This window comes from Ruegeria sp. BE10, assembly GCF_056538905.1.
Genome location: NZ_JBQFTX010000010.1, coordinates 15,161 through 39,303, shown reverse-complemented (window position 1 = coordinate 39,303; position 24,143 = coordinate 15,161). Strand labels below are relative to the sequence as shown.

At 53.6% G+C, this 24,143-nt stretch carries 23 protein-coding genes and 1 riboswitch; of the genes, 12 read left to right on the top strand and 11 right to left on the bottom strand.

From position 1 onward, the window contains the following. Positions 1–57 precede the first annotated feature (57 nt). The 3 genes from ACR0M2_RS18490 to ACR0M2_RS18480 are packed head-to-tail and all read right to left on the bottom strand — an operon-like array spanning position 58 to position 2,361. Entirely contained in the window at positions 58–435 is a 378-nt protein-coding gene (locus ACR0M2_RS18490) for a nuclear transport factor 2 family protein (RefSeq protein ID WP_170550930.1), read from the bottom strand. Then, a complete protein-coding gene (locus ACR0M2_RS18485) occupies positions 419–1,411 on the bottom strand; it encodes a DMT family transporter (protein ID WP_480706490.1) in 993 nt (330 codons plus the stop codon). Before ACR0M2_RS18485 ends, ACR0M2_RS18490 begins: the two co-directional genes overlap by 17 nt. Then, positions 1,411–2,361: a glutathione S-transferase family protein gene (locus ACR0M2_RS18480; protein ID WP_480706488.1), complete on the bottom strand. Its 951-nt coding sequence runs from the start codon at positions 2,359–2,361 to the stop codon at positions 1,411–1,413. Before ACR0M2_RS18480 ends, ACR0M2_RS18485 begins: the two co-directional genes overlap by 1 nt. Before the next feature lie 112 nt (positions 2,362–2,473). Between ACR0M2_RS18480 and ACR0M2_RS18475 the strand changes: the two genes are divergently transcribed. Together ACR0M2_RS18475 and ACR0M2_RS18470 are read left to right on the top strand one after the other, a co-directional pair. Further along, positions 2,474–3,397, top strand: a complete 924-nt coding sequence (locus ACR0M2_RS18475; protein ID WP_480706486.1) for a LysR family transcriptional regulator — start codon at positions 2,474–2,476, stop codon at positions 3,395–3,397. 366 nt (positions 3,398–3,763) lie between these two features. Next, positions 3,764–4,519: an SDR family oxidoreductase gene (locus tag ACR0M2_RS18470; RefSeq protein WP_480706653.1), complete on the top strand. Its 756-nt coding sequence runs from the start codon at positions 3,764–3,766 to the stop codon at positions 4,517–4,519. Between the two features lie 281 nt (positions 4,520–4,800). Here ACR0M2_RS18470 and ACR0M2_RS18465 read toward each other — a convergent pair whose 3' ends face one another. Next, positions 4,801–5,208 carry a helix-turn-helix domain-containing protein gene (locus ACR0M2_RS18465; protein ID WP_480706484.1) on the bottom strand — a complete coding sequence of 136 codons (408 nt, stop codon included), beginning with the start codon at positions 5,206–5,208 and terminating at the stop codon, positions 4,801–4,803. A 180-nt stretch (positions 5,209–5,388) separates the two neighbouring features. Between ACR0M2_RS18465 and ACR0M2_RS18460 the strand changes: the two genes are divergently transcribed. Together ACR0M2_RS18460 and ACR0M2_RS18455 are read left to right on the top strand one after the other, a co-directional pair. Then, positions 5,389–5,799, top strand: coding sequence for a hypothetical protein (locus tag ACR0M2_RS18460; RefSeq protein ID WP_480706482.1), 411 nt, complete (start codon positions 5,389–5,391; stop codon positions 5,797–5,799). A gap of 317 nt (positions 5,800–6,116) precedes the next feature. Next, the gene (locus tag ACR0M2_RS18455; protein WP_480706480.1) at positions 6,117–6,947 is read left to right on the top strand and encodes an inositol monophosphatase family protein; all 831 of its coding nucleotides are present in this window, start codon (positions 6,117–6,119) and stop codon (positions 6,945–6,947) included. Here the strand turns inward: ACR0M2_RS18455 and ACR0M2_RS18450 are convergent. From ACR0M2_RS18450 to ACR0M2_RS18435, 4 genes are all read right to left on the bottom strand, one after another. Beyond that, positions 6,913–7,407, bottom strand: a complete 495-nt coding sequence (locus ACR0M2_RS18450; RefSeq protein WP_480706478.1) for a histidine phosphatase family protein — start codon at positions 7,405–7,407, stop codon at positions 6,913–6,915. The two genes, ACR0M2_RS18455 and ACR0M2_RS18450, sit on opposite strands and share 35 nt — an antisense overlap. A gap of 72 nt (positions 7,408–7,479) precedes the next feature. Beyond that, the gene (locus ACR0M2_RS18445; protein ID WP_170507832.1) at positions 7,480–8,550 is read right to left on the bottom strand and encodes an ABC transporter ATP-binding protein; all 1,071 of its coding nucleotides are present in this window, start codon (positions 8,548–8,550) and stop codon (positions 7,480–7,482) included. After that, entirely contained in the window at positions 8,547–10,763 is a 2,217-nt protein-coding gene (locus ACR0M2_RS18440; protein ID WP_170352084.1) for an ABC transporter permease, read from the bottom strand. The genes ACR0M2_RS18445 and ACR0M2_RS18440 overlap by 4 nt, the downstream gene beginning before the upstream one ends. Next, positions 10,764–11,789 carry an ABC transporter substrate-binding protein gene (locus ACR0M2_RS18435; RefSeq protein ID WP_170352083.1) on the bottom strand — a complete coding sequence of 342 codons (1,026 nt, stop codon included), beginning with the start codon at positions 11,787–11,789 and terminating at the stop codon, positions 10,764–10,766. A gap of 351 nt (positions 11,790–12,140) precedes the next feature. On the opposite strand from ACR0M2_RS18435, the gene ACR0M2_RS18430 reads away from it, so the two are divergent. Genes ACR0M2_RS18430 through ACR0M2_RS18405 form a run of 6 tightly spaced genes read left to right on the top strand, consistent with a single transcriptional unit; the run spans position 12,141 to position 17,368 of the window. After that, positions 12,141–12,950 carry a DeoR/GlpR family DNA-binding transcription regulator gene (locus ACR0M2_RS18430; protein WP_480706476.1) on the top strand — a complete coding sequence of 270 codons (810 nt, stop codon included), beginning with the start codon at positions 12,141–12,143 and terminating at the stop codon, positions 12,948–12,950. A 59-nt stretch (positions 12,951–13,009) separates the two neighbouring features. Continuing rightward, entirely contained in the window at positions 13,010–13,984 is a 975-nt protein-coding gene (phnD, locus tag ACR0M2_RS18425; RefSeq protein ID WP_480706474.1) for a phosphate/phosphite/phosphonate ABC transporter substrate-binding protein, read from the top strand. Between the two features lie 60 nt (positions 13,985–14,044). Next, entirely contained in the window at positions 14,045–14,839 is a 795-nt protein-coding gene (phnC, locus tag ACR0M2_RS18420) for a phosphonate ABC transporter ATP-binding protein (protein ID WP_480706472.1), read from the top strand. Next, positions 14,836–15,651, top strand: coding sequence for a phosphonate ABC transporter, permease protein PhnE (phnE, locus tag ACR0M2_RS18415; protein ID WP_170352079.1), 816 nt, complete (start codon positions 14,836–14,838; stop codon positions 15,649–15,651). Before phnC ends, phnE (ACR0M2_RS18415) begins: the two co-directional genes overlap by 4 nt. Continuing rightward, the gene (gene phnE, locus ACR0M2_RS18410) at positions 15,651–16,466 is read left to right on the top strand and encodes a phosphonate ABC transporter, permease protein PhnE (RefSeq protein WP_170352078.1); all 816 of its coding nucleotides are present in this window, start codon (positions 15,651–15,653) and stop codon (positions 16,464–16,466) included. Before phnE (ACR0M2_RS18415) ends, phnE (ACR0M2_RS18410) begins: the two co-directional genes overlap by 1 nt. Further along, positions 16,430–17,368: an HAD-IIA family hydrolase gene (locus ACR0M2_RS18405; protein ID WP_480639121.1), complete on the top strand. Its 939-nt coding sequence runs from the start codon at positions 16,430–16,432 to the stop codon at positions 17,366–17,368. Before phnE (ACR0M2_RS18410) ends, ACR0M2_RS18405 begins: the two co-directional genes overlap by 37 nt. Before the next feature lie 177 nt (positions 17,369–17,545). Here the strand turns inward: ACR0M2_RS18405 and ACR0M2_RS18400 are convergent, their stop codons facing one another. Next, complete coding sequence (locus tag ACR0M2_RS18400) at positions 17,546–18,181, bottom strand: glutathione S-transferase (protein ID WP_480706470.1); 636 nt, start codon at positions 18,179–18,181, stop codon at positions 17,546–17,548. A gap of 413 nt (positions 18,182–18,594) precedes the next feature. Here ACR0M2_RS18400 and ACR0M2_RS18395 point away from each other — a divergent pair, with 413 nt between their 5' ends. Next, positions 18,595–19,551: an isopenicillin N synthase family dioxygenase gene (locus tag ACR0M2_RS18395; protein WP_480706468.1), complete on the top strand. Its 957-nt coding sequence runs from the start codon at positions 18,595–18,597 to the stop codon at positions 19,549–19,551. Positions 19,552–19,767: 216 nt separating this feature from the next. Here ACR0M2_RS18395 and ACR0M2_RS18390 read toward each other — a convergent pair whose 3' ends face one another. After that, positions 19,768–20,889 carry an aminotransferase class V-fold PLP-dependent enzyme gene (locus ACR0M2_RS18390; RefSeq protein ID WP_480706467.1) on the bottom strand — a complete coding sequence of 374 codons (1,122 nt, stop codon included), beginning with the start codon at positions 20,887–20,889 and terminating at the stop codon, positions 19,768–19,770. A gap of 678 nt (positions 20,890–21,567) precedes the next feature. After that, positions 21,568–21,687, top strand: a riboswitch (TPP riboswitch). Between the two features lie 108 nt (positions 21,688–21,795). Between ACR0M2_RS18390 and thiC the strand changes: the two genes are divergently transcribed. Then, positions 21,796–23,586, top strand: a complete 1,791-nt coding sequence (gene thiC / locus ACR0M2_RS18385; RefSeq protein WP_480706465.1) for a phosphomethylpyrimidine synthase ThiC — start codon at positions 21,796–21,798, stop codon at positions 23,584–23,586. 61 nt (positions 23,587–23,647) lie between these two features. Here the strand turns inward: thiC and ACR0M2_RS18380 are convergent, their stop codons facing one another. Further along, the gene (locus tag ACR0M2_RS18380; protein WP_170352065.1) at positions 23,648–24,127 is read right to left on the bottom strand and encodes an invasion associated locus B family protein; all 480 of its coding nucleotides are present in this window, start codon (positions 24,125–24,127) and stop codon (positions 23,648–23,650) included. Positions 24,128–24,143: the final 16 nt, after the last annotated feature.

Genomic DNA, 24,143 nt, shown 5'->3' with positions numbered 1-24,143 from the left:
GGTTTGTAGCGGCTTTGAGGGAGTCGAAGCCGCTTATCTGTACCACCATCAATCCCTCTAGAGCCCTGAAATATCCACGTAGACTACGTAGTCAGCCACTTTTCCCTCTTGCAGGCCAAGTCGTGTGGCGAAGGGGACTTCATGCTCGCTGCTGTCCTTGCGTGTATAGTGGACCGTGCCGTCGCAAAACACAGTGCTACCACTGGACCAGATGCCGGTTATCGTATGACGCATGGCGGCGATGGTCTGAAAGAAACATTTGTTGGCATGTTCAACAGGCCCGCGCCCGTTGATCGGGTCGAAATTCCCGAGGCGAAATGTAACGTCCTCTGTCAAATAGCTAACGACGTCGCTGGCGTTCATTGCGTCGACGGCCGCATAGAGTCCGGCAACCAGTGGTGCATGGGGCGAATTGTGTTCATTGGCAATCTGCATCTTTGTTCTCCTTGGCGGGTGATTGAAAACTTGTGACGTTCAGCGGCGCTTCGGCCTGCGTTTTGGACGGAAGGCGCAGGAAGTGGGCAAGGCGGATGTGCCCATTGGTTATGGCCAACCCAAGAAACAGCACCGCGAGCGCCGCGACCAATGTGAGGTGTATTGGTTCGTCAAAGGCCAGAGCCCCGAAGCCAATGCCGAAAAGAGTGGCGAAATATCCGACCTGAGCAAATCCGACGCCATCGGTGCACCGCTGGACTTCGAAAGTCAGCACATAGCTGAGTGCGGTGATCAGTCCGATCCCGGTTAACGCGGCAATCGGTCCAGGACCTGGCATCGAACCGGGCGCGATCTGACCACTTACAATGATCGGAAGACCGATCAGCAACAGTTGAAGCCCCAGTGTTCCGGCCGCCAGCGCTATGGGATCAGCACCCTGCGGGTAGGCCCGACTGCGAAAGACATTGCCCATTGCCAGCAGGAGAGGACCCGCCAGCGCAGCGGTGATCCAGCGCGGCGCAACGCCCGACAGGTCAAAGCCGCTATGGGTGGCAAAGCTGATGCCGACCAACCCGATCAGGATTCCGATCAGCCGGTATGAGGGTAACATTTTCTTTTCAACCAAGGCCGTGATCGCGAAAGTGAAAAGCGGCGACAGTGTAACCAGCGCAGAGTAGAAGCCGGTCGAGACGTAGCCTAGTACTGTAAAGCCGATCAATGCGGGACCGCTGATGCCCAAAATCCCCGCCCCCAAGTAGTAGAACAGGTACTTGCGATGCAGTGGCGGGCGGTTACCGGTGATCGCAACGATGGTGAATAGAACAACGCTCGCGACCAGAAGTTGCCAGAACAAAGCTTGCTGTGGCGCGCTACCTGCTATGGCCACATATTTGGACAATGTAAAACTGACCCCAACCAGCGCACCGATCGCGATGATCAGGGCAGTCGGCGGAAGGCCTGTGGCAAAGCGGGGCATCACGCGGCACCCTTTGTCAGATCTGCAATGAAATTCGCCGACTCCGGCCCGATCGGGATGATGCCACTCGGGTTGATGTGGCGGTGGCTGAGAAAATAGTGGGCGCGGATATGCTGCAAATCGATGGTTTCAGCGACGCCCGATATACTTGATACGTCCGTCAGATAACGCGAAAGGGCCGGATAATCCGAGATCCGTTTCCAGTCGATCTTGAAATGAGTCACATAGACAGGATCGAACCGCAGAAGCGTCGGAAAGAGCTTCAGGTCAACCTCTGTCGGCACCGCTCCAGCCAGGTATCGCCGCGTCATCAGCACTGCTTCTACGGTATCCAGCCCTGCATAAAGCTGATGGATCGCCTCGTCATATGCTTCCTGCGTGGTGGCAAAACCGACGCGATAGACACCGTTGCGAATGGGGGCCTGGATCATTTCAGCCAGCCGATCGATCTCAGCGGCGAATTCGGTTGGATAGAGGTCCAGAATGGCCGCGTCGACGAAGGCAGTGTCGATCATCCGCATGATGTCGGCGGATTCGGCGCTGATGATCTGACCGCTTTGCTTGTCTAACAGCACCGGGACCGAAATCGCGCCGGTATAAGAGGGTACAGCGCGTTGGTAGACCTGATAGAGGTAATGATCACGTGGCACACCGGTGGACTCGTCAAAGTCGGATTGGTTGATGACCCAACCGTCCTCAGACATCACCGAGTCCATCCAGGTTATGCTAATTACCTCGCGCAGCCCCTTGAGTGCCAATACCAGGTCGACACCATGACACCATGGGCAGGCCTTGGACAAATAGAGGTGATAGCGGCCAGACGCGGTCGGAAAGTCTGCCTCAGCGTCCGAACTGATCCAGCCACAAAAGGAACTGGGCAACCGGTGAAAGCGCCCGTCGGATTGCGCTGGCTTGTCGCGCAGAATTCCGTTGATGAGCATTTTGGGCATGGCCGTCTCCATCCAACATGTGTTGAGGACGACCTAGTGTGTTTCCAATGGCATGATAATTGGCTATCAAGTTTACATTAGGGTGAGAAAAAGTTGACTATACGAGAGAAACATGATCGAAATCGGCGCTATCCCTGTATTTGTCGCTGTGGCTGAATCCGGTGGTTTTGCTGCAGCTGCGCGGCGATTGGGGATCACTAAATCAGCCGTCAGCAAACGGATTGGGGCACTGGAAGCGCATCTTGGCACCCAACTGTTTCATCGCTCGACGCGCAGCATCTCACTGACCGAAGCCGGTGAAATCTACCTGACGCATGCAATACAGGCGCTTGGATCAGCGCAGGAGGCGGAAGACGCGGTTGCGGCCGTTCAGGGCCACCCGGTCGGACATCTGAAGATCAGTGCGCCCATGTCCTTTGGACGGCTGCATATTGCACCGATGCTCACCGAGTTTCTGACCACTTATCCTGATATCACACTGGACCTGACTATGGATGACCGGGTCGTTGATCTGGTCGATGCAGGGTTGGACATGGCCGTTCGGGCCGGCACCCTGCCTGACTCTGCCATGATCGCGCGTCGGCTGGCGCCTATCCACAGTGTCCTTGTCGCCGCGCCGGATTATCTATTGCGGCGGGGTAATCCACAGCAACCTGAAGACTTACTGACGCACAACTGCCTTCACTATGCCTATTCACGCGATCCGATGGAGTGGGTGCTGCATGGACCACATGGTGAACTGCGGGTACGCACCAAAGGCACTCTGCGTATCAACAATAGCGAGACGCTTTGCGCTGCCTTGCTTGACGGACTTGGTATTGGGCGGTTGCCGACCTTTGTGGCGGGAACTTATTTGGCCACCAGCGATCTTGTCCGGGTTTTGCCGGAGTACGCATTTGCGGAACAGGCGCTTTATGCTGTGTTTCCTGAGCGCCGCCATATGCCAATGAAAGTTCGCGCCTTTGTGGACTTCCTCGCCGAACGGATCGGGAAGGGCAGGCCGTACTGGGATGTCGAAGCGAGGCTTGATGCCTAAAGTTGCCGTCATTGATTATCGCGATCGTTACGCTTGGCGCAAAAAGCGACTTAGAACGCGCGGTAATTGACTTCTATTGCGGTCCAGGAGGCAGCGGCCCGTGAGCCTGATCAAAGAGTGATAGGCGCGTGTTATTGGCCAACACTGATGAGGCCAGAGATCGCACGGGAAGGGGGGATTGGCATCGTTGAGAGCAAAATACCGAATGCTGCGGGACCCGCAAATGACGGTTTCCGTTTGAAGGTTGTCTGCCGACCCGGTTCTTGCTCATTCGATATTCGCCGCCCAACAAGCACAGGAAACGGATCGCTCAGCACGGATGATTTTTCATAACTGACTGGCATGCAGAAACTGAAAGGCATGACCATGGAACTGAAAGACAAAACAATCATCATCAGCGGGGCGAGCAGCGGAATCGGTGCAGCCGCAGCGCTTTTGTTTGCATCAGAAGGGGCAAACGTCGTTTTGGGCGCGCGTAGAGAGGCGCGGCTGAAGTCAATTGTTGAGCAGATAGAGCAAAGCAATGGGCGCGCCGTTTATCTGGCAGGTGATGTTCGCGATGAGGCATTTGCCAAGGGCCTGGTTGACTTGGCAGAACAACGGTTTGGTGGCCTCGATGGCGCATTCAACAATGCAGGCATTGTGGGTGATATGAGTCCAATTCCGGAAATGGAACTAAGCAACTGGCAGTCTGTCCTTGCAACCAACCTTACCAGTGCATTCCTTGCGGCCAATGCCCAGCTTCCCGCTTTGCAAAGACGTGGCCGTGGGTCAATCGTCTTTACGGGAACATTTGTTGGCTTCAGCAACGGCGGCATGCCGGGCATGGCGGCCTATGCTGCATCGAAAGCAGGACTGATAGGATTTACACAGTCGCTGGCATCGGATCATGCGGCGCAAGGCATTCGCGTCAATACAATTCTGCCGGGCGGAACAAAGACAGACATGGCCGGTGATGATCCAACGGCGCATAAATTGATTGCTGGTTTGCACCCCCTTAAACGCATGGCCGAACCGAACGAGATTGCTCAATCTGCTTTGTTCTTGCTGTCGGACCGAGCAAGCTTTGTGACCGGCTCTCCGTTAGCTGTTGATGGTGGCATGGCGACACGCCTGCTTTGAATATCTGCTGTTGGTCGCTTCATGGCCAACGGCAGTTTCGTCCACGTCTCGGTCTTTTGGTTCTTTGAAATGCTACGTGGTCGATCAAAACCAGCTTCAGGGAAATGTGTCGCAGCAATCGACGATGACGTCGAAGTCGGCAATTGGCCGTCCACAACATCGGCTTTTCGGGCGGGCGGATCAAATGCCTGGCCGTCGCATGATTACTCCGAGCCCGTCTGTTCAATTCGTCGAATTGCATTAAAAGACCTGCCTGCTGTTAGTCTACGCAGGCGCTTGGATCACTGGCGAGCGGCGACGGAACGCGACGCAAACTCCATGAGGCGCCTGAACTTTGGGCAATCCATATGGGTCTCTGCCGGACAATCCGCCACGTGACGCAACGCATCGCGTAGCCGGGTGAGACCACGGATTTGTTCATCAAGAGTATCTGCGCGCAGGTGCAATTCAGGGCGTGGCAATTGCGGAGTGCCATCATTGGCGAACATGTCCTTGATCTCAGTAAGTGAGAATCCCGCCATTTTTCCTAAAGAGATCAGAGCAAGCTGCGTCGCGACGCGTATCTCGAATTGCCGTCGAAGCCCATTCCTAGCGGCGGACTGGATCAGCCCGATCTCCTCATAATAGCGCAGTGTTGAGGGGGGGACGCCGCTCCTTTTGGACAGGACGCCAATATCAAGAAGTTTCATGGTTGACCTCAAGTCGACTTGAAGTGGCAGGATAGCTCCTCACTGGCACATGAGACAAGAAAGCTTACGATGACTGATACAGTGCAGGCGCAATCTTCCATTCCCATCCTGATCACTCTCGCTGCAGCGACATTGCGCGACAACCATTATGTGCAGATAGCCTGAAATGAGGTTATCCACTTGGAATTGGCACTTGAAAAGAGCTTGTCGGAGCGATCAAGTACCGAGAAGAAAAGCGAATTCCGAGACTTCACCATGGCGTTCGCCAATGTTCTGATGAGATCAATCCGGCTCGGCCGCGCGCCTATAGACTTCTTTTCTAGTGTCGCGTACCCGGCACAACAAAACCCTCGCAGCATCACCTCAATGGAACGGCCTTACCGCGCTTCTTCGATCGCCGTACGCCGAAAAACTCACGGTTTGATCGCAACCATTCTAAAACGCCGAACAAACCTGTTTTCTATCAAAGGCGTATACGAGAAGCGTTGGGGCAGGGCATCTTTGATGCAAGAACTAAGATCCGAGCTCGAGCCGGAGCAGAACAATGAACTTGATCGGCTACTACTGCGGTTCCCGGCAAAGTGGTTTTGAAAACACAGGGCGGAAAACGGACTTTCGCAGCGAGTGCTAACCAATGGGGGTGCTTGCAAGAAAGCCGCCATTCAAATTGTGAACATTTCAGATTCTAAGCTGTACCATCGTAAGTCGGCTCTTAACCCAAATGCTTACTAAAACTAGCGAATAACTGACTTGCAGGTTGTTTGCGGAGGAGATCATCAACACTAAAACTTTTAGGTTTGCGGCATGGAAATGGCTCTCGAAAACAAACGAATTGACTCTTTGATTGCTTGGCATTCGGTTAGCTTGCAATGTTGCGTGGCAGCTCTTTAATCGGAAAAGGACCTCCCATGTCTCGACTTTCAAAACGCAGAGATTTTGCCATCGAAGTTTGTGAGGAGGCTGGGGCAATTGCCGAAGAGTATTTCGCGGATCGGGGTAATCTTGTCGTTGATCAAAAAGGCGCTCAGGACTGGGTTAGCGAGGCGGATAAGAATGTTGAAACCTTTATTCGTCAGAGGATTGCAGAGGTGTTGCCCAATGATGGAATTTTCGGTGAAGAGCACGGCGCTACTGTTGGTAAGAGCGGTTTTGACTGGGTGATTGACCCAATTGATGGGACAACAAATTTCGTCAACGGCATACCTGCATGGACTATTGTTCTGGCTGGCGTCACGGAAGGGCATACTGAGATCGGTGTGATACGTGATCCAAATGTGGATGAGACCTTTGTAGCGATTCGCGGAGAAGGTGCGACGCTTAACGGATCACCAATGCGCGTCGCGTCAGGGGTGGCGCTGCGGGACGGAACAGTCTCCGTGGGATATTCGAACCGGATTGAGACCCGGCATATTTTACCTATTGTCGAGAATCTAATCGAGTACGGGGCTATGTTTCACAGAAACGCCAGCGGAGCGCTATCATTGGCCTACGTCGCTGCTGGGCGACTCTTGGGATACATGGAAGAACACATGAATGCCTGGGATTGTCTGGCTGGGCAATTGCTGGTCTCGGAAGCGGGTGGCATTGTTGAGGATCAGAACGCCGATGTGATGATCCGCGAAGGTGGGCGCGTAATCGTGGGTACACCAGATGTGTTCGAGACCTTGGTTGAAATCGCAGAGAACGCTTGGAACGACGAGGGGTCTATGCCAACGGAACCCAGCCCGAATAGGGTTTGAGTGTCAATAGATCTGCCTGCCAGAAATGGCCTTGTGAGGGCTGATCGTACTTGCGGTCTATCGAACAATCCGAGAGTGCGCACCACAGCAATGTGCCGACCGCGCCGTGTGTCACGATTGCAATATCTCCGGCGCCATGCATCTGGACAATCTCGGTGACTGTCCGATAAATACGAACCTGCGCCTCGACAGCTGTTTCCCAACCGCGATAGCGCGTTTCCGGTTGAGCAAAGAAAGCATCAGCTGCTGCCTCGAATTCGTCCCGAGGCAAATAACCGGTGCCGCTGCGGTCGTTCTCGCCAAGACCCAAGTGGTAATTTACAGGTAGCGTTCGGGATGCGGCAAGAATCTCGCCTGTTTCGCGGGCCTTTCGCTCGCCACTGGTCCAAATTTGTGTGACTTTCGATAAGACTTCATTGGATGCAAATTCAGCAGCGCGTTTGCGGCCCGTCGCACTCAAGCACCACTCTGTTATCGGAATGACCGGATCGATAGAGACATCGGGGTGTGTTATGATCGTGAGATTCGGCATTTAGTCAGGCAGAAGCACGGGCCCTTTGTCAGCGAAACCCATCATGATTTCAGTGCCGGGTTCTAGCGGTGCATCGACATCATCTTGAACGGCAAAAACCTGACCGAATGCACCTTTCAATGTGTATTCCATCCGAACGCCAACATAGGTCGCCTTGGCCACTGAGGCTGGAATACCTTGATCTGAACCGATCACTAAACGTGAGGGTCGCACGGCGATGGTTGCCGGTCCTTCGGACAGACCGCGGCGTGGCAGCGTGTGGCGGTAGCCTTCGACTTCGATGGTTGCCATATCGCCATCAATATTTACGATTTGGCAGCTCAGAAGGTTTGCCTCACCTATGAAATCGGCGACAAACCGGTCATTCGGTGCATCGTAAAGCTGGCGCGGAGTGCCTATTTGAGCGATCGCTGCGTTACGCATAACAACTATCTCATCCGAGACTGCCAGTGCCTCTTCCTGATCATGGGTAACGTAAACAACTGTTAAGCCAAGGTCTTGCTGAATTGCTCGAATATCTTCACGAACTTGACGGCGAAGCTTGGCGTCGAGGTTGGATAGCGGCTCGTCGAACAACAGCACTTGCGGCTCAAGAACCAGTGCGCGCGCGACGGCGACACGCTGCTGCTGGCCGCCCGATAACTCTGAAGGAAGGCGGTTGTCGAACCCCTGAAGGCCAACCAGCTCCAAACCATGCAAGGCGCGACTGCGGGCCTCGTCCTTCGCAAAGCCCGAGAATGTGAGGCCATACTTCACATTCTCCAACACGCTCATATGAGGGAACAACGCGTATGACTGAAAGACCATAGACACATCACGGTCGGTGGCTGGCAGTTTGGTCACGTCCCGATCACCGATCAGGATCTTGCCCGAACTTGCCATCTCCAACCCTGCAATCATGCGCAGTGTCGTTGTTTTTCCGCAGCCTGACGGGCCAAGCAGCGTAACGAGCTTTCCTGCGTCTACGTGAAGGTTGATGTTATCGACGGCGACCACATCCTTGCCGAAAACTTTCGACACGTTCTCAAACCGTACCGGGGCGGCCTTGGAACCGATTTTGGTGTCGGTCATGGCGATGTCTCCGTTCCGTGCTGGGTGCGTCGACCAATCTGAACCCGGCCAACGAGAAGTTGCAATAAGCCGACCGTCGCGAGCATCACGAAGATCAGCGTCGTCGAATAGGCGATAGCAAGGCCATAGTCGTTATTCTCGACCCGGCCGATGATATAGCTGGTTGCCATGTCATACTCTGCGCTGACCAGAAAGATGACGGCTGAGATTGCCGTCATGGCACGAACAAAACTGTAGACAAGTGCAGCAAGTATCGCAGGGCGCAACAGCGGCAGGATGACATTCCGGAACGTCTGCCACGAGTTTGCGCCAAGGGTCAGCGAGGATTCATCAAGGCTGCGGTCAAGCTGTGACATGCTCGCGATGCCAGCGCGAACACCAACTGGCATATTGCGGAAGATGAAGCTGACAACGAGGATGACACCTGTGCCGGTGATTTCGATTGGCGGAACGTTGAAGGCAAGGATGTAGCTAACGCCAATTACCGTGCCGGGGATGGCGAAGGACAACATTGTTCCAAACTCAAAGGCGTTCTTGCCTGCAAAGCTTTGCCTGGTCAGCAGATAGGCAGTTACTAGCCCAACAGCGGCAGTCAATGGCGCTGCTATGGCCGCGATGGTTATTGTGGTCCAGAAACTGTCCCAAGCGGCTCCGGTCCAGCGTATACCCTCTTCTTCGAAGCGGACTGAGAATGCAGTGATGTAGTGCTTGATCGTTAGCGAATTATCGACTCCCCACAGCTCAACCACACTGCCGTAGATGATCATTGCATAGACAACAATGGTGAACAGCGCCCACCCCAAAGCGATGAGCAGAACGGGAACCGATAGGCCCGTTGGCATTAGAGGATGCACCCCCGCATCACCCTTGCCGGTGACGGTAGTGTAGCTCTTCTTTCCCAGCCAGACACGCTGCGCGTAAAAGGCGGAAAGGGTAAAGAACAGCAGCACCATTGCCAGAACCGCAGCACGGCCCTGATCGTATTGAGCGCCGACAATTGCGAAGAAAATCTCAGTCGACAGCACGTCGAAATTTCCACCCAATACAAGCGGGTTCCCAAAGTCGGCCATGCTTTCGATGAAGCCCAGAAGAAATGCATTTGCAAGACCGGGCCGCATCAGGGGTAGAGAAACCGTTTTGAACGTCTGCCATCTGCTGGCCCGCAGGGTCTGGGCCGCTTCCTCCATCGAAGGTGAAACACCTTCCACCACGCCTATTAGTACGAGAAATGCAATGGGAGTGAACGCGAGTGTCTGCGCGATCAGAATGCCTGGCATTCCGTAAAGCCAGCGTGTCGGTTGTGTGCCAAATAGCTCGGCAAAGAACCGGGTTACAGAACCGGACAAGCCAAAAAGTAGGATAAGCGCCAAGCCGATCACGAATGGCGGGGTGATTATTGGAAGAACAGTCAATGCTCGCAGCGCCCGCTTATAGCGAAAGCCTGAGCGCGTCACGACCAACGCGAAGCACAGACCCAGACCCGTGGTGATGACGCCAACAAGGATGGCTAGGAACAGTGAATTCCACGCAGCACCGCATCGCGCACCTTGTAAACACCCCAATCCCCACAACCGGTCGTCGAAGAACTTCGAGAAGAAAACCGCAATGGAATAAGCGCCGTCTTCGGTGATGAAAGCAGCAAAAAGCATCTTGGCGATGGGGAAAAAGACAAAAGCGGTAACGATGGTAATCACACCGCCAATAGCACTTACGACGAAGACATCACCATTGATAGCACCCCTCGCCGCGATACCTTGAGTGAGCAGGAACAGAAAGCTTGATGCGCAGATCATCGCGCCATAGCCCATTCCGAACTGACGGTCGCCAAGCTCACCAAACAACGCATCCAACCAATCGAAGTTGAAGCCTCTGATACCGATGCTGAACCCCTGAGCGATCAGCCAGCTGAACCCCAGCGCGCCGGACAGTATCAGCATACGGGCGTAAAGCGGATCAGATTTGGTACGCTTCAACACCAAAAGCGGCAGGGCGAGGGCGATAAGGAGCGGAGCGAGCCACAGCTTCTCACCTTGTCCAATCAAAAACGCAGCGGGGGCATAATCCTCATCGAACGGGTAGCCGTCCACGAGCCACCCGAACGACCACAGACCGCCGTCGACCATGTACCAGGGCAGCAGGCAGAAGCCGACCCACCCGGCGATGATCCAGAAGATCAGGACCGGATGGGTCGTTTTTGATGTAGTGTCAGCCATTTACTGCGGCAGAACCGAAACCTCTTCATCCCATTTCTGCAACAGACGCTTCCGTTCGTCTGAGGAGCCATATTTTTTGAAGTCATAGTCGATCAGCTTGATCTGACTCATGTCAGGCGCGCTATCCGAAGTTTCCGCGCCCTTGTTCGATGGCACCTGAAACGCGTTAACCTGAAGAGCAAGGTTTTGAGCTTCGGGCGACAGGGCCCAGTCATAGAACTTCTTCGCTTCTTCTTCGTTACGAGCCCCGTCTATAATCGACATTGACCCAATTTCGTAACCGGTGCCTTCGCATGGCGCGACGACTTTGATCGGGAACCCCGAAACGGCCTGCTTTACGGCGTCATGCATGAAGACGATACCAATCGTGTTCTCGCCACGACCGGCGGCCTTGATCGGCGCCGAGCCGGACTTGGTGTACTGGTTGATATTCGAGTGCAGGCCCTTCATGAACTCAAAGCCTTCATCCTCGCCGAAGATCTGCACCATTGAGGCCAGCGTCGTATAGGCCGTACCCGACGAGTTCGGGTTCGCCATCTGAACGTGTCCTTTGTATTCGGGCTTCAAAAGATCCTTCCAGCAGGCAGGTTCGGGCAGGTTGTTTGCAGCGACAAGGTCGGCATTGTAGCCATACCCAAGCGCGCCTGAATAGATGCCGATCGTCTTGTTGCCAGCACTTTCAGCCTGAGATATCGCCCAATCATGAAGCTGGTCGCGCATTGGGGACATGTACTCCATCGTCAGGCCTTCTTCAGCGGCCTGCAGATGCGGGTCGCCCGTACCACCCCACCAAACGTCACCTTTCGGGTTCGAGCTTTCGGCACGGATTTGCGCAAATGTCTCGCCCGAGGACTTTCGGGTCATGTTAACGTCGATGCCAGTTGCATCTTCGAAGCTACGTGCCATCAGTTGACACCAATCCTCTTGAGCTGAGCAATAGAAAGTCAGCTTATCGGCATGCGCTGCGGACAATGACGCGGTCAAGGCAATCAGTGATCCCACGGCAGTGGATGTCAATTTCTTCATTATTTTTCCTCCCTTAGGGTTTAATTCGTCCGGGTTTCCCGGATCTATTTTGCCCTTCCTCATGCAGCCTTACGAAATTTTTCTTAGAGTGTTTAGGCTTCCTAATTATCTGTCAAAACCTTTGGAAAATGCGTCCGGATACTTTTACAACCACCAACTTCACCAAGAGAAAACCAACGATGCGCCCAGCCTTTCTTTTTGAAATTGATCAGCCTGCGTATATTGCTCTGTCCCTTGAAATCTTTGATGTCATGTGAATTTTCACAACGGAATGAGGATTATGCAACAAAAAATATTGCAAAATGCCCGAAACCCCACAAAATTAAATTCTGAAAATATTCGAGTCGTTGAATGTCCAAAACCAAAACGCGCGGCAAGAAATCTGAAAAGAGTCCGGGTCGGGTAAAAAAATCCGACAGACGCCAGCAAATCCTGCTGGAATTGAAACTGCGCCCGCACGTTCGCATCAACGAGTTGGCACAGCGTTTCAACGTTTCGAATGAGACCGTGCGCCGGGATTTCGAAGCCCTGTCCAATGAAGGCCTGATCGCGCGTGCGCACGGTGGGGCATCAGCCCCAGTGCAAGGGCATTACCCAAGTCTGGAAGAACGGACCAGCGCACAGATCGAAGAGCGCGAGCGGATAGGTATCAGCGCAGCGGGGCTTGTTCAGGACGGCGAAACGGTCATGGTCGATTCCGGCTCGACGACTGTCGAGATGGCACGCGCGCTGGCATTTCTCGATATCCATTGCACGGTGATCACGAATTCAATCCCCGTAGCGATGACCCTTGGCCATGGTACTGCCCAGGTCTTGCTGTGCCCCGGAGAATACCTGGCAGCTGAATCTGCAACGATCGGAACCGAGACACTGGAATTTCTGTCTCGTTTCAACGTTGACAGGTGCATGATCGGTTCTTCGGGTTTCTCAGTAGAAGGCCCGTCAGAGACGGTAAGGGGCTTTGCGGCGATCAAGAGGATGATGCTGACGCGTGCTGCGAAACGCCACCTTCTTATCGATTCCGGGAAATTTGGTCGCAAGGGTCTGGCTCAGGTAGGCGATCTTGCCGAGTTGGATTCCATAGTCACCGACACAAAACCAACCGGGGAACTGCTCAATGTAATAGATGGTGCCGAGGTCGATATTCTCGTCGCCGGTTAAAAACGAAAAGGAATGACTAACAGCGGCTGATATAAGCCGCACATAACTGGGAGGAAAACATGAAGATTGACATCAAACTATTGGTTGGGGCTTCCGCAATTGCGCTATTGTCGCTGTCGGGGGCAGCCTCGGCGCAGGATTGTCCACGCGGTGACCTGGACGAGCGTTTTTGTGACGCCGATGGGGATTTGATCGCGGATATTCCAACAGATGCCTCCGAGCAAATTGATCCAGACACCTTGATTTTTGCATATACACCAGTCGAAGACCCGGCCGTTTACAAAACCGCATGGTCAGACTTTCTTGAGCATTTGAAGGCGGAAACCGGCAAGGACGTCGTCTTTTTTCCGGTTCAGAACAACGCAGCTCAGATCGAAGCGATGCGTTCGGGGCGTCTGCATATTGCGGGCTTCAACACCGGTTCCAACCCACTGGCTGTAAACTGCGCCGGGTTCCGGCCATTCACGATCATGGCTTCGAAAGACGGTAATTTTGGCTATGAGATGGAGATTATTACCTTTCCTGGTTCGGGCATCGAAAAGGTTGAGGACATCAAAGGCAAGCAACTGGCCTTTACGTCCCCCACATCCAACTCAGGTTTCAAAGCGCCATCAGCAATTTTGAAAAGCGACTTTGATCTTCTGCCGGAACGCGATTTCGAACCTGTCTATTCGGGCAAGCATGACAACTCGATCTTGGGCGTGGCCAACAAGGATTACCTGGCGGCTTCGATTGCAAATTCGGTAAAATCACGGATGATCTTGCGTGATGTCATCAACGAAGACGACGTTGTTACGATCTATAAATCGCAAACTTTCCCGACCACAGGATTTGGCACCGTTTACAACCTGAAGCCCGAGCTGCAGGAGAAAATCCGCAATGCTTTCTTCAATTTTGACTGGGAGGGCACGACACTTGAAGCTGAATTCTCGAAGTCGAACGAAGGCCAGTTTCTTGAAATGACCTATCAGGAATTCTGGGATGTCATTCGTAAAATTGACGCAGCAAATGGCGTCTCCTACGCCTGCCAGTGACCCTTGGCCAATACTGCGGGCCCGAAAGGGCCCGTTATTCAACCTAATCTGGGGCATTTTATGCTGCGTCTTAAAAAGCTGACGAAAACATACAAGACCGGAGATCAGGCGCTAAAGGCCATCGATCTTGAAGTGCCCAAAGGACAGGTGCTTGCGTTGATCGGACCCTCGGGCGCGGGCAAATCGACCATGATCCGGTGCATAAATCGGTTGGTTGAACCCACAAGCGGTGGTGTCCTTTTGGATGATGTGGACCTGACCAAACTCGGATCGGGCGCTCTACGTAAAGCGCGCCGCGAAATGGGCATGATCTTTCAGGAATATGCCTTGGTAGAACGCCTCACAGTGATGGAAAACGTATTGTCGGGACGGCTGGGATATGTGGGATTCTGGCGCAGTTTCCTACGGCGATATCCGCAGTCGGACGTTGACGAGGCTTTCCGCCTGCTTGATCGGGTGGGGTTGTTACACATGGCTGACAAACGCGCCGACGAGTTGTCAGGGGGGCAACGCCAAAGGGTCGGCATCTGCCGCGCCTTGATTCAAAACCCAAAATTGCTGCTGGTCGACGAGCCAACAGCATCGCTCGACCCGAAAACCAGCCGTCAGATCATGCGACTTATAACCGAGCTGTGTCAGGAGCGCGGATTGGCGGCGATCATCAATATCCATGACGTGGCACTTGCCCAGATGTTCGTTCCTCGCGTCGTGGGCCTCCGCTTTGGCGAAATCGTCTATGATGGTCTTCCAACAGGCCTTACCCCCGAAAAGCTGACCGAGATTTATGGGGAGGAAGACTGGGAAGCGACCATCGAAAAAGTGGACGAAGATGAAGATGTCGAGGCTGCAGAATGAGCCATCGAGAGTTAGACGACATGCTGGGAAAAGGCTGGCGTAAACCGGCCTTTGTAAAACACCCTTTGCTCCGCTGGGTATTGATCCTGGGCTTTTTCGCCTACCTGATCGCGGCCTTCATGACCATCGATGTTGATTGGGGCCGTGTCTATGAAGGGCTGGATCGGGGGTGGGCATTTGTACTTGCGTTTACCAGCCCGGACTTCGTTTCGCGGTGGTCAGACATTTGGAGCGGTCTTCTGGAGAGTATCATTATGACCGTGGCTGCGTCGGTCGTGGGTATCTTGATCTCGATCCCAATAGGGTTGGGCGCGGCACGAAATATCGCCCCTTTACCAGTCTACATGATTTGCCGGGGCATTGTTGCCATCAGTCGAGCCTTGCAAGAAATCATCGTGGCCATTTTGCTGGTGGCTATCTTCGGTTTTGGTCCGCTGGCCGGATTTCTGACCCTTTCCTTCGCCACCATCGGATTTCTCTCAAAACTTTTGGCCGAAGACATCGAAGCGATGGACAAGGTTCAGGCCGAGGCGATCAAGGCCTCTGGTGCGCGTTGGCCGCAATGGATCAACTATGGCGTTCAGCCGCAGGTTATGCCGCGACTTGTGGGCCTTTCCATGTACCGGATCGACATCAACTTTCGAGAAAGTGCAATTCTTGGTCTGGTCGGTGCCGGCGGGATTGGCGCGACGTTGAACACTGCGTTCGATCGATATGAGTACGACACAGCGGCGGCCATTCTCATCCTGATCATCGGGATCGTCATGGCACTTGAATACCTTTCGGGAATTATCCGCGCGAGGGTTCAGTAGTGCCTGTTCTTGAACAAAACGATACGCAGATCTGGCGCAGACGGACGACGGGTCAAAGTCTTGTTCGCTGGTTTGGCTGGCTTTTGGGTGTGGCTGTCTTTGTTTATTGTTGGCAGTTCATCTCGGAATCGACGACCTGGTTTTTCGTTTGGGATGCCCCCCGCATTGCCAACGATATCTGGACCCGCGCAACGCCTCCCAAATGGGACTACATCACACAGCTGGGCCGCCCGATTTGGGATACGTTGAACATCGCCACCCTAGGTACAATCATCGCCTTGTGCATGGCCGTGCCGGTTGCCTTCTTGGCCGCGCGCAACACCACACCGTCGACATTGTTCATTCGACCCATAGCTTTGTTGATCATTGTCTCGACCCGCTCTATCAACTCGCTGATCTGGGCGCTTCTATTGATCGCAATTATTGGCCCAGGCGTCTTTGCAGGTGTTATTGCAATTGCCATCCGTTCAATCGGGTTCTGCGCAAAGCTTCTGTATGAAGCCATAGAGGAAATTGATCACACTCAGGTCGAAGCGATCACGGCGACCGGTGCGTCGCGCTGGCAGGTCATGGCTTACGGGATTGTTCCACAGATCCTGCCCGCTTTTGCAGGCATTGCCGTTTTTCGTTGGGACATAAATATCCGCGAGTCCACGGTTCTGGGCCTGGTTGGTGCCGGAGGTATTGGATTGCAACTGTCAGCTTCGCTCAACGTTCTGGCTTGGCCACAGGTCAGCCTGATCCTGATTGTAATTCTCGTCGCGGTTTTGATCAGCGAATGGGTCTCGGCAAAAGTTCGAGGGGCGATCATTTGACCGGGTTCTCTGCGCAGGAGGCTTTCGATGCCTATGAAGCTGTACGACATCGCCTTCCGGAAGCCAGACCTACTGAAGTGACATATCGTCAGGTTGAAACGCTTGATGACATAGCTCATGAGTTCGATGTATTCCTCCTCGACGCCTTCGGGGTTCTTAATATAGGTGACACGGCAATCCCGGATACACCGGATCGGGTCAGGTCGCTGAAAGCCGCAGGCAAACGTGTTTTGGTCGTTTCAAATGCTGCTGGGTTTCCTCACACAACTCTGTTGGAAAAATATTCTAGGCTTGGTTATGACTTCGCGCCCCGAGACGTGATCACCAGCCGGGCCACGTTGCTATCAGAAATAAACGGTCAAAGTGGGTTGCATTGGGGCTTGATGGCGACCCCCAGCGCCGGTCTTCGCGATTTGGAAGGGCTGAAACTATCCTACCTCGAGGATGACCCGAAGCCCTACGAAACCGTTGACGGGTTTCTAATGATAGGATCAGCGGTTTGGACTGAATCGCGTCAAGCTATGCTAGAGACTGCCTTGCTTGAACGGCCTCGTCCGGTAATGGTCGGCAACCCTGATATCGTCGCGCCCCGCGAGTACGGGTTTTCAAAAGAGCCCGGTCTTTTCGCGCACCAGCTGGCAGACCGGACAGGTGTTGTTCCTCAGTTCTTTGGAAAGCCTTTCGCCAACATCTATGATCTTGCTTTCCAACGTCTCGGGCACATCGACAGGTCCCGGGTTCTGATGGTTGGCGACAGCCTGCACACCGACATTCTGGGCGCATCCAGCGCTGGCATAGATTCGGCACTCATTTCAGGATATGGATTCTTCGCAGGGCATGATGTTGAAGCAGCGATCAAGAAGGCGGGGATAGTGCCAAACTTTGTAGTAGGCCGGCCTTGAGTTTAGAGCATTCGTTTTCGATAATTATCCCGTTCAAATCGAATGTCCTGCAAGCCCGCATTTCGAACATGCTGACCATGGCAATACTGCGCTGTGCACCAACGGCAGCTTTGCCCCCTCGCGGAAAAGCGCCCCCCGGTCTAAAGTCTGGATTGGGCTGGATGCGACGTGTCGGGCTCAGCCGTTGAACCAAATCGGAGCATCACCTTTTGACCAAGTTATGTATTTTCGCATCACCAGCAAAAATACTTCACTGTCCAGGAATTGATCCAGCCACGCCACTAAATTCGGCCACTCCTGTGCGTCAAACCACGCCCGGTCTATATGCGCAAACTGGCGAACAAACGGTAGAAGCGCCAAATCGGCGAGAGTGGGGCGATCTCCAAAAAGCCAGGCCCTCCCGACTAACCGCTCGTCGAGGTTGAGCAAGTAGCTCGCCGCTTTCCTGCGCTCCTTTTGGACGTCTAAATCCGGATACCGCACGACGTATTTTATGTGATCTAATGCATCCTTGAATGGACCATCATTTGCCGCGATTAGGCCCCAACCTTCTTGAGGCATATCCAAAAGTCGCTGCGGATCATTTTGTTGAAGCGCCCAAATCATGATTTCCAGGCTTTCATCTATTACTTTGTCTGGAAGTCGAAGCGCGGGCACTGTTCCGGACGGGGATGTTTGTAAGAAAGCCTCTGGTTTGTCCTGCAAAAGAATCTCGCGCAGCTCGACTGTGACTCGTGAACTCGCCAATGCGAGACGGGCCCTTATGGCGTATGGGCAGCGACGGAACGACCATAAGATAGGGTATTGAGTCATACGAAGATATATCTCCAATCTACCAGCGTGGTTAAACCTCCCGTCGTTTTCCAACTGGTAATTCTGCTTGAACGCTGTCTGATACTATCGGAAGGGCCATTGCTTCACAAACATCGGCCTCAGTAGCCGTCTGGTTTGGAGATTCGGAACGAGAATATGCGGAATTGAGTACAAGTGACTTGTCTTGTGAAGTTGTAACGCGAAAGTCCCCGAGATCTTAGAAATTGGCCCTGGGCCGGTCGCGGTGGTTATGGATTGATCGAAGAATTAGTCTGTCATAGCTTGCAGCATATGCCCAAGTTTCTCCATCTTGTCGTCTTAGAGCGCCACAGCGCTCATCGCCGAAAACGTTTTGCCGGATAGCTGGTCTTCCATTTGTGACTTAGCCAATAATACAATTTTGGAGACCTCAGATGACTGAATTCACTGAAATCCCGGTGCTTGATCTTGCACCGCTGATCAATGGAGAGGATACGTCCAACCTCGCCTTGGAATTCGCCGAAGCCTATGGAAAAACCGGATTTGGCTATGTTGTTAATCACGGCGTTGATCCTGACTTGCGCGCTGCCGTGTTTGCCGCCTCGACGGAATTTCATGCACTGCCGGAGATCGAAAAACAGGCAATTGCACTAAATAAATGTCATCGTGGCTACATCGCGATCAACACCTCCACGGACGTGAACTCTGACGTGGCCAAGGTGACTAAACCCAATCAGTCCGCATCGTTCATGATGATGCGCGAGGATGCAGAGGTCGACCCTGCCGTCTATCTGTCCGGACCAAATCAATGGCCCGTTCTGGAAGGTTTCCGAGAGGCCTGCGAGGCTTATGCCGACGCGATGACAAAACTGGGTTACAAACTCATGGGTCTTGCCCTTGACGCTATTGGCGCCGCGGATCGTTCGATCCTCAGTGCTTTCCAGACGCCAACGATTTGGCTGCGCCTACTCCACTATCCACCACAACCGCCACAGGCTTTGGGTGATCTTTACGGATCTGCACCCCACAAGGACTTTGGATGTCTGACATTGCTCGCACAGGACAATGTTGGTGGTTTGCAAGTCCAGACGCCTGAGGGTCATTGGGTGGATGCACCGCCTATCGACAATGCCTTGGTGGTCAATGTAGGCGATATGCTGCACCGACTCTCCAACGGAAAGTTGTTGTCCACCCCGCACCGGGTTATCAATGCGACCGGACAACAGCGCTATTCCGTACCGTTCTTCTTCGACCCACATGTCTCTGCTGAAATCGCGCCGCTCCCTGGGACAGGGGCTGCGAGATTCGATCCCCTGAAGTTTGGACAGTTTCTGAGAGGAGAACTGGAAGCAAGCTACGACGCACATCAGGTTGGCCATTCGGATACCTAAAAGCACGCTGCGTTGGCAGTGACATTTCACTGACCGATATGAAACGAACGTCCGTATTGCAGTTGCTGCGACGCAGCTGTGCGGCTTCAGATCAAAATCCTCAATGGGCTGTTTCGGTATATGTGAGTAACGTCTGCCGTCCGGATACTGCGTTCGGTCCGAGGTCCGTATTGAGCCCAATTTGACCAATGCCGCAGGTTGCGTAAATGTCAGCTTTTAGGATTTTTGATATTGGGACACTACTTCTCTTATTCGATCCAGAACTGTGTCGATTTCTTCTTGCGTAAGTTGGACTAGCTCCAACACTATCTCCGACTGGTGGGTTAAATGGTCCATGATCCAGATCGAAGGTTCACCGGCTTTCAAAGCTGCTGCCATTTGTGCCGCATCAGGAAATTCTGACGATTTGGCAATGCAGAGATGCGCTCGATCAAATGGCAGATTTGTAGGATCAGGATTCGCTTTGGCCGTGATACCTTCAATCGTGTTCGCTACTGAGACAAATCGGGCAACCTTTTCCTTTTGTTCTGACGACCAAGCCTCTTTGTTAAGCTGTTGGCGAAGCTTCAAAGCAGTAAGGACACCGAGGAGAGCTTCCTTTGATGCCTTCATGCCGCGCCCTATTCCTTTTTCCTGTGCTCTGACTGCTGAAACCAGATCGGGCTTTCCAAGAACCAAACCTGATGTTGGGCCAGCTAAGTATTTTTGGCCGCTAATGAGAACCACGTCAGCTCCGGTATCCAGCAAGTCTTCAATGCGAAAATCCTGGGCCGCGCCATCAATCACCACTGGCAGATCATGTTCATGGGCCGCAGAGACTGCTTTTCGAAAATCCAGCATTTCGCCTCCAGTAAGTCTGGAGGAAACAAGCACTAAACAACACGCATCCAGTTTTGAACAAGCGTGAGCAAGGTCCTCAATGCCGCAAGCCGAATTGTCGCCCACAAGCTCCGGTTTCGCACCTGCAAGTCGGATAGCTTGCTCAATGGGATGACCGTAATTTACTGCGTGGTTTGCAGGCAAAATGACTCGGCTCTTGAGACCGCTTGCATCGGGAAGCTGTTTAATCGCGCCTGGGGAACTACCGGTCATAGAGGCCGCTACAGCCAATGTAATCGCAGCCGCACTGCAATGTACGACAGTGGCCGCGCTCGCATTGGTCATTTCGGCAATTTCTCGACCCACTGCATCATGGAGATCATCCATAATGAAGTGACGCCCTAAAGCATCGGAAACAGCTTCACAGACTTCTTTTGAGGATCGAGAAACACCAAGAGGTGTAAAAACACCTCTAGCATTGATCACTTCTGAGAGCGTGTTTTGCGTTCCAATCAGCATGTGGCAATTCTAGACTAAGTATCTGCCAATGCATAGGAAGCTGACCTTCAAATCACCGGCAGTAAAGTCCGGATTGTCCGCAAACTGTAAATTCACCCATCTTCTGATTGCGCACGTGCAGCGAATGTCCGCAATGTCGAGCCGCACTGCAGAATGCTGAACGACCGACTAAAGTCCGGTAAGGGCCGGAAGTGATCAGGCAGGGCACTTAGTCGCTCAACATTGTTCAACACAAAACCTTACGCTGTGAAGTTGTCGGTCTGCCAGTTGTGTCCGCTCTCGGAAGTTCCCAATGCGCGTCGCAGTCGACGATCGTATTGCTGCAGTCTGAGACAAGCTTGATAAGTCCAAATCAGCGAAATCCACCAAAATGCATGAGAATCTTAAGTCGTTGAATTATGGGGAAGACGAGTCTCAATAATTCAGTCCCATTATTTACGTACTCCGACAATTCTCCTTCAAAAGAGGCAATCTTCCCATAATACGTCTTATGTTAAATAGCAGCGTTTAACTTATCGTCGATTTGCGGAGTATCTGTCGAATAGGTCGGCCTGCGCATCAGATAGCGACCGTATTTCTGGTGACGTGCTGCACCGAACGGAAGGTCCCGGCTGTTCGAGAAAGTCTGAAACAAATGAATTTTGGTGCTTGTTTGAGCCGTGAACCTCAAGCTAAACCACCTGTACGCAGGGGAGTCCCACCAAGGGGACTGAGAGGCTGACGGGGCAATGCCCGGCGACGCGACCCTTTGAACCTGACCCAGTTGATACTGGCGTAGGAAGCTAGGGCGCGCAGGCCACAAAACCGGGCAAGCGCACTCCGAACAGGGGGCTGTCTGCCTTCTCGTTTCCCAAGCCAAAACTCATCTGGTGTCTTTTTAAGTTGAACTGCTTGAGGAGCACCAACATGAACGTCCCCAACCCCAAAATCACCGCTGGTGAGCTGCCCGCATCGCGCAAGATCTATGTAAACGGCACATTGCACCCGGATGTGCGCGTGCCAATGCGTGAAATTTCGGTCCACCCCACGGCGGGGGAGCCACCCTTGCCCGTGTATGACAGTTCAGGGCCGTATACCGATCCGCAGGTGATGACGGACATTCGGCAAGGTCTGGCGCCGCTGCGTCGCAAGTGGATTGAGGCTCGAGCAGATGTCGAAGAATATGATGGACGTGAGATCAAACCGGAAGACAACGGTTTTGTCGAAGGTGATCGGCTAACGCCCGAGTTCCCTGTGCGCCCGCGCCCTCTGCGCGCCAAGGATGGAAAGGCTGTGACGCAACTGGCCTATGCTCGCGCCGGCATCGTCACCCCGGAAATGGAATTCATCGCCATCCGTGAAAACCAACTGCGCGAGGCTGTCGTTGAACAGCGCGAAGGCAATGATTGGGGTGCAAACATCCCTGATTATGTGACCCCGGAATTCGTGCGGGACGAGGTCGCCGCTGGTCGCGCCATTATCCCTGCGAATATCAACCACCCAGAAAGCGAACCGATGATCATCGGGCGTAATTTCCTGGTCAAGATCAACGCCAATATGGGTACCTCGGCTGTGACCTCTTCGATGGAAGAAGAGGTCGATAAAATGGTCTGGTCGATCCGTTGGGGTGCTGATACCGTCATGGACCTGTCGACCGGCCGCAACATCCACAACACCCGTGAATGGATCATCCGCAACAGCCCGGTGCCGATTGGCACCGTGCCGTTGTATCAAGCGCTGGAAAAGGTCAACGGCATTGCGGAGGACCTGACATGGGAAGTGTTCCGTGACACGCTGATCGAACAGGCCGAACAAGGCGTCGACTATTTCACCATCCACGCAGGCGTGCGCCTGCATATGGTGCCGATGACGGTAAAACGGGTTACCGGTATTGTGTCGCGCGGTGGGTCGATCATGGCCAAGTGGTGCTTGCATCACCACAAGGAAAGCTTCCTCTATGAGCATTTCGACGAAATCTGCGACATCTGCCGGGCCTATGATGTGTCGTTCAGCCTAGGCGACGGTCTGCGCCCCGGCTCTATCGCCGACGCCAATGACGAGGCACAATTTGCCGAGCTTGAGACGCTGGGTGAGCTGACCAAAATCGCGTGGGCCAAGGATTGTCAGGTGATGATCGAAGGCCCCGGACACGTAGCCATGCACAAGATCAAAGAAAACATGGACAAGCAATTGGAGTGTTGCCACGAGGCGCCCTTTTACACGCTTGGCCCCCTGACCACCGATATCGCGCCGGGCTATGACCACATCACCAGCGGCATTGGTGCTGCGATGATTGGCTGGTTTGGTTGTGCGATGCTCTGCTATGTCACGCCTAAAGAACATCTGGGGCTGCCGGACCGGGATGATGTGAAAACTGGGGTTATTACTTATAAGATCGCCGCTCACGCCGCTGATTTGGCCAAAGGTCTGCCGGGCGCGCAACGTCGTGACGATGCGCTGTCCCGCGCCCGGTTCGAGTTCCGCTGGGAAGATCAGTTCAACCTGTCGCTGGACCCGGAAACGGCGCGGGAATTCCACGACCAAACCCTGCCCAAACAAGCGCATAAGGTGGCGCATTTCTGTTCAATGTGCGGGCCGAAATTCTGCTCGATGCGGATCAGCCATGACATTCGAACTGAAGCGCAGAAAGAGGGGATGGAGGCCATGGCCGCCAAATTCCGTGAAGGCGGCGACCTTTACATGCCCGTGAAAGACTAAACACCGCGGCGGAGCCGATCCTTTCGGCTCCGCACGCTCTTGCATTGAAGGGAAACTACTCTCAGGGCAATAGATCGGATACTTTGCTGAACCCAGTCAAATCGAAGCCAAATGAAATTGGCTCTCCGACCCTGTTTTTAGCGTCGATCTGCAATTGATTGCCTGCCCGCATCGCAGACATCCATTCCTGGGAAACTGGCGAACGGGCAAAACAACCTTGTGCCTCGCATGTTAGGAACTCCAGACGGGCGACCTCGGCATCATCCACCTTTGCAACCAGCCCTTCCGAGAACAAAAGACCGAATGGCAGGGTCAGCACGGTCTCAGTCTCGTCCTTACCTGCAGCCTTTATAAATGCGATGGACGTAAGCCTTTGGTTGTTTTCGGTCAAAACGATGCTTTGGGTCATTTCGCAGATCAACTCGGACCCAACGGCCCGATTGCTGCAATTGACCGACCATGGCGGCGCTGCGCCTTCTTGCGCAGCAAGGGGAGTTGCCAATCCCAATGTGACCCCCAAAGCGCTTATCCAAGTTTTCATCCTGCTGTCCCTCATC

Bases quoted from the DNA above. Each gene is read 5' to 3' on its own strand.
- ACR0M2_RS18490 (WP_170550930.1), bottom strand. From the start codon at position 435: ATGCAGATTGCCAATGAACACAATTCGCCCCATGCACCACTGGTTGCC.
- ACR0M2_RS18485 (WP_480706490.1), bottom strand. From the start codon at position 1,411: ATGCCCCGCTTTGCCACAGGCCTTCCGCCGACTGCCCTGATCATCGCG.
- ACR0M2_RS18480 (WP_480706488.1), bottom strand. From the start codon at position 2,361: ATGCCCAAAATGCTCATCAACGGAATTCTGCGCGACAAGCCAGCGCAA.
- ACR0M2_RS18475 (WP_480706486.1), top strand. From the start codon at position 2,474: ATGATCGAAATCGGCGCTATCCCTGTATTTGTCGCTGTGGCTGAATCC.
- ACR0M2_RS18470 (WP_480706653.1), top strand. From the start codon at position 3,764: ATGGAACTGAAAGACAAAACAATCATCATCAGCGGGGCGAGCAGCGGA.
- ACR0M2_RS18465 (WP_480706484.1), bottom strand. From the start codon at position 5,208: ATGAAACTTCTTGATATTGGCGTCCTGTCCAAAAGGAGCGGCGTCCCC.
- ACR0M2_RS18455 (WP_480706480.1), top strand. From the start codon at position 6,117: ATGTCTCGACTTTCAAAACGCAGAGATTTTGCCATCGAAGTTTGTGAG.
- ACR0M2_RS18445 (WP_170507832.1), bottom strand. From the start codon at position 8,550: ATGACCGACACCAAAATCGGTTCCAAGGCCGCCCCGGTACGGTTTGAG.
- ACR0M2_RS18440 (WP_170352084.1), bottom strand. From the start codon at position 10,763: ATGGCTGACACTACATCAAAAACGACCCATCCGGTCCTGATCTTCTGG.
- ACR0M2_RS18435 (WP_170352083.1), bottom strand. From the start codon at position 11,789: ATGAAGAAATTGACATCCACTGCCGTGGGATCACTGATTGCCTTGACC.
- ACR0M2_RS18430 (WP_480706476.1), top strand. From the start codon at position 12,141: ATGTCCAAAACCAAAACGCGCGGCAAGAAATCTGAAAAGAGTCCGGGT.
- phnD (WP_480706474.1), top strand. From the start codon at position 13,010: ATGAAGATTGACATCAAACTATTGGTTGGGGCTTCCGCAATTGCGCTA.
- phnC (WP_480706472.1), top strand. From the start codon at position 14,045: ATGCTGCGTCTTAAAAAGCTGACGAAAACATACAAGACCGGAGATCAG.
- phnE (WP_170352079.1), top strand. From the start codon at position 14,836: ATGAGCCATCGAGAGTTAGACGACATGCTGGGAAAAGGCTGGCGTAAA.
- ACR0M2_RS18405 (WP_480639121.1), top strand. From the start codon at position 16,430: ATGGGTCTCGGCAAAAGTTCGAGGGGCGATCATTTGACCGGGTTCTCT.
- ACR0M2_RS18400 (WP_480706470.1), bottom strand. From the start codon at position 18,181: ATGACTCAATACCCTATCTTATGGTCGTTCCGTCGCTGCCCATACGCC.
- ACR0M2_RS18395 (WP_480706468.1), top strand. From the start codon at position 18,595: ATGACTGAATTCACTGAAATCCCGGTGCTTGATCTTGCACCGCTGATC.
- ACR0M2_RS18390 (WP_480706467.1), bottom strand. From the start codon at position 20,889: ATGCTGATTGGAACGCAAAACACGCTCTCAGAAGTGATCAATGCTAGA.
- thiC (WP_480706465.1), top strand. From the start codon at position 21,796: ATGAACGTCCCCAACCCCAAAATCACCGCTGGTGAGCTGCCCGCATCG.
- ACR0M2_RS18380 (WP_170352065.1), bottom strand. From the start codon at position 24,127: ATGAAAACTTGGATAAGCGCTTTGGGGGTCACATTGGGATTGGCAACT.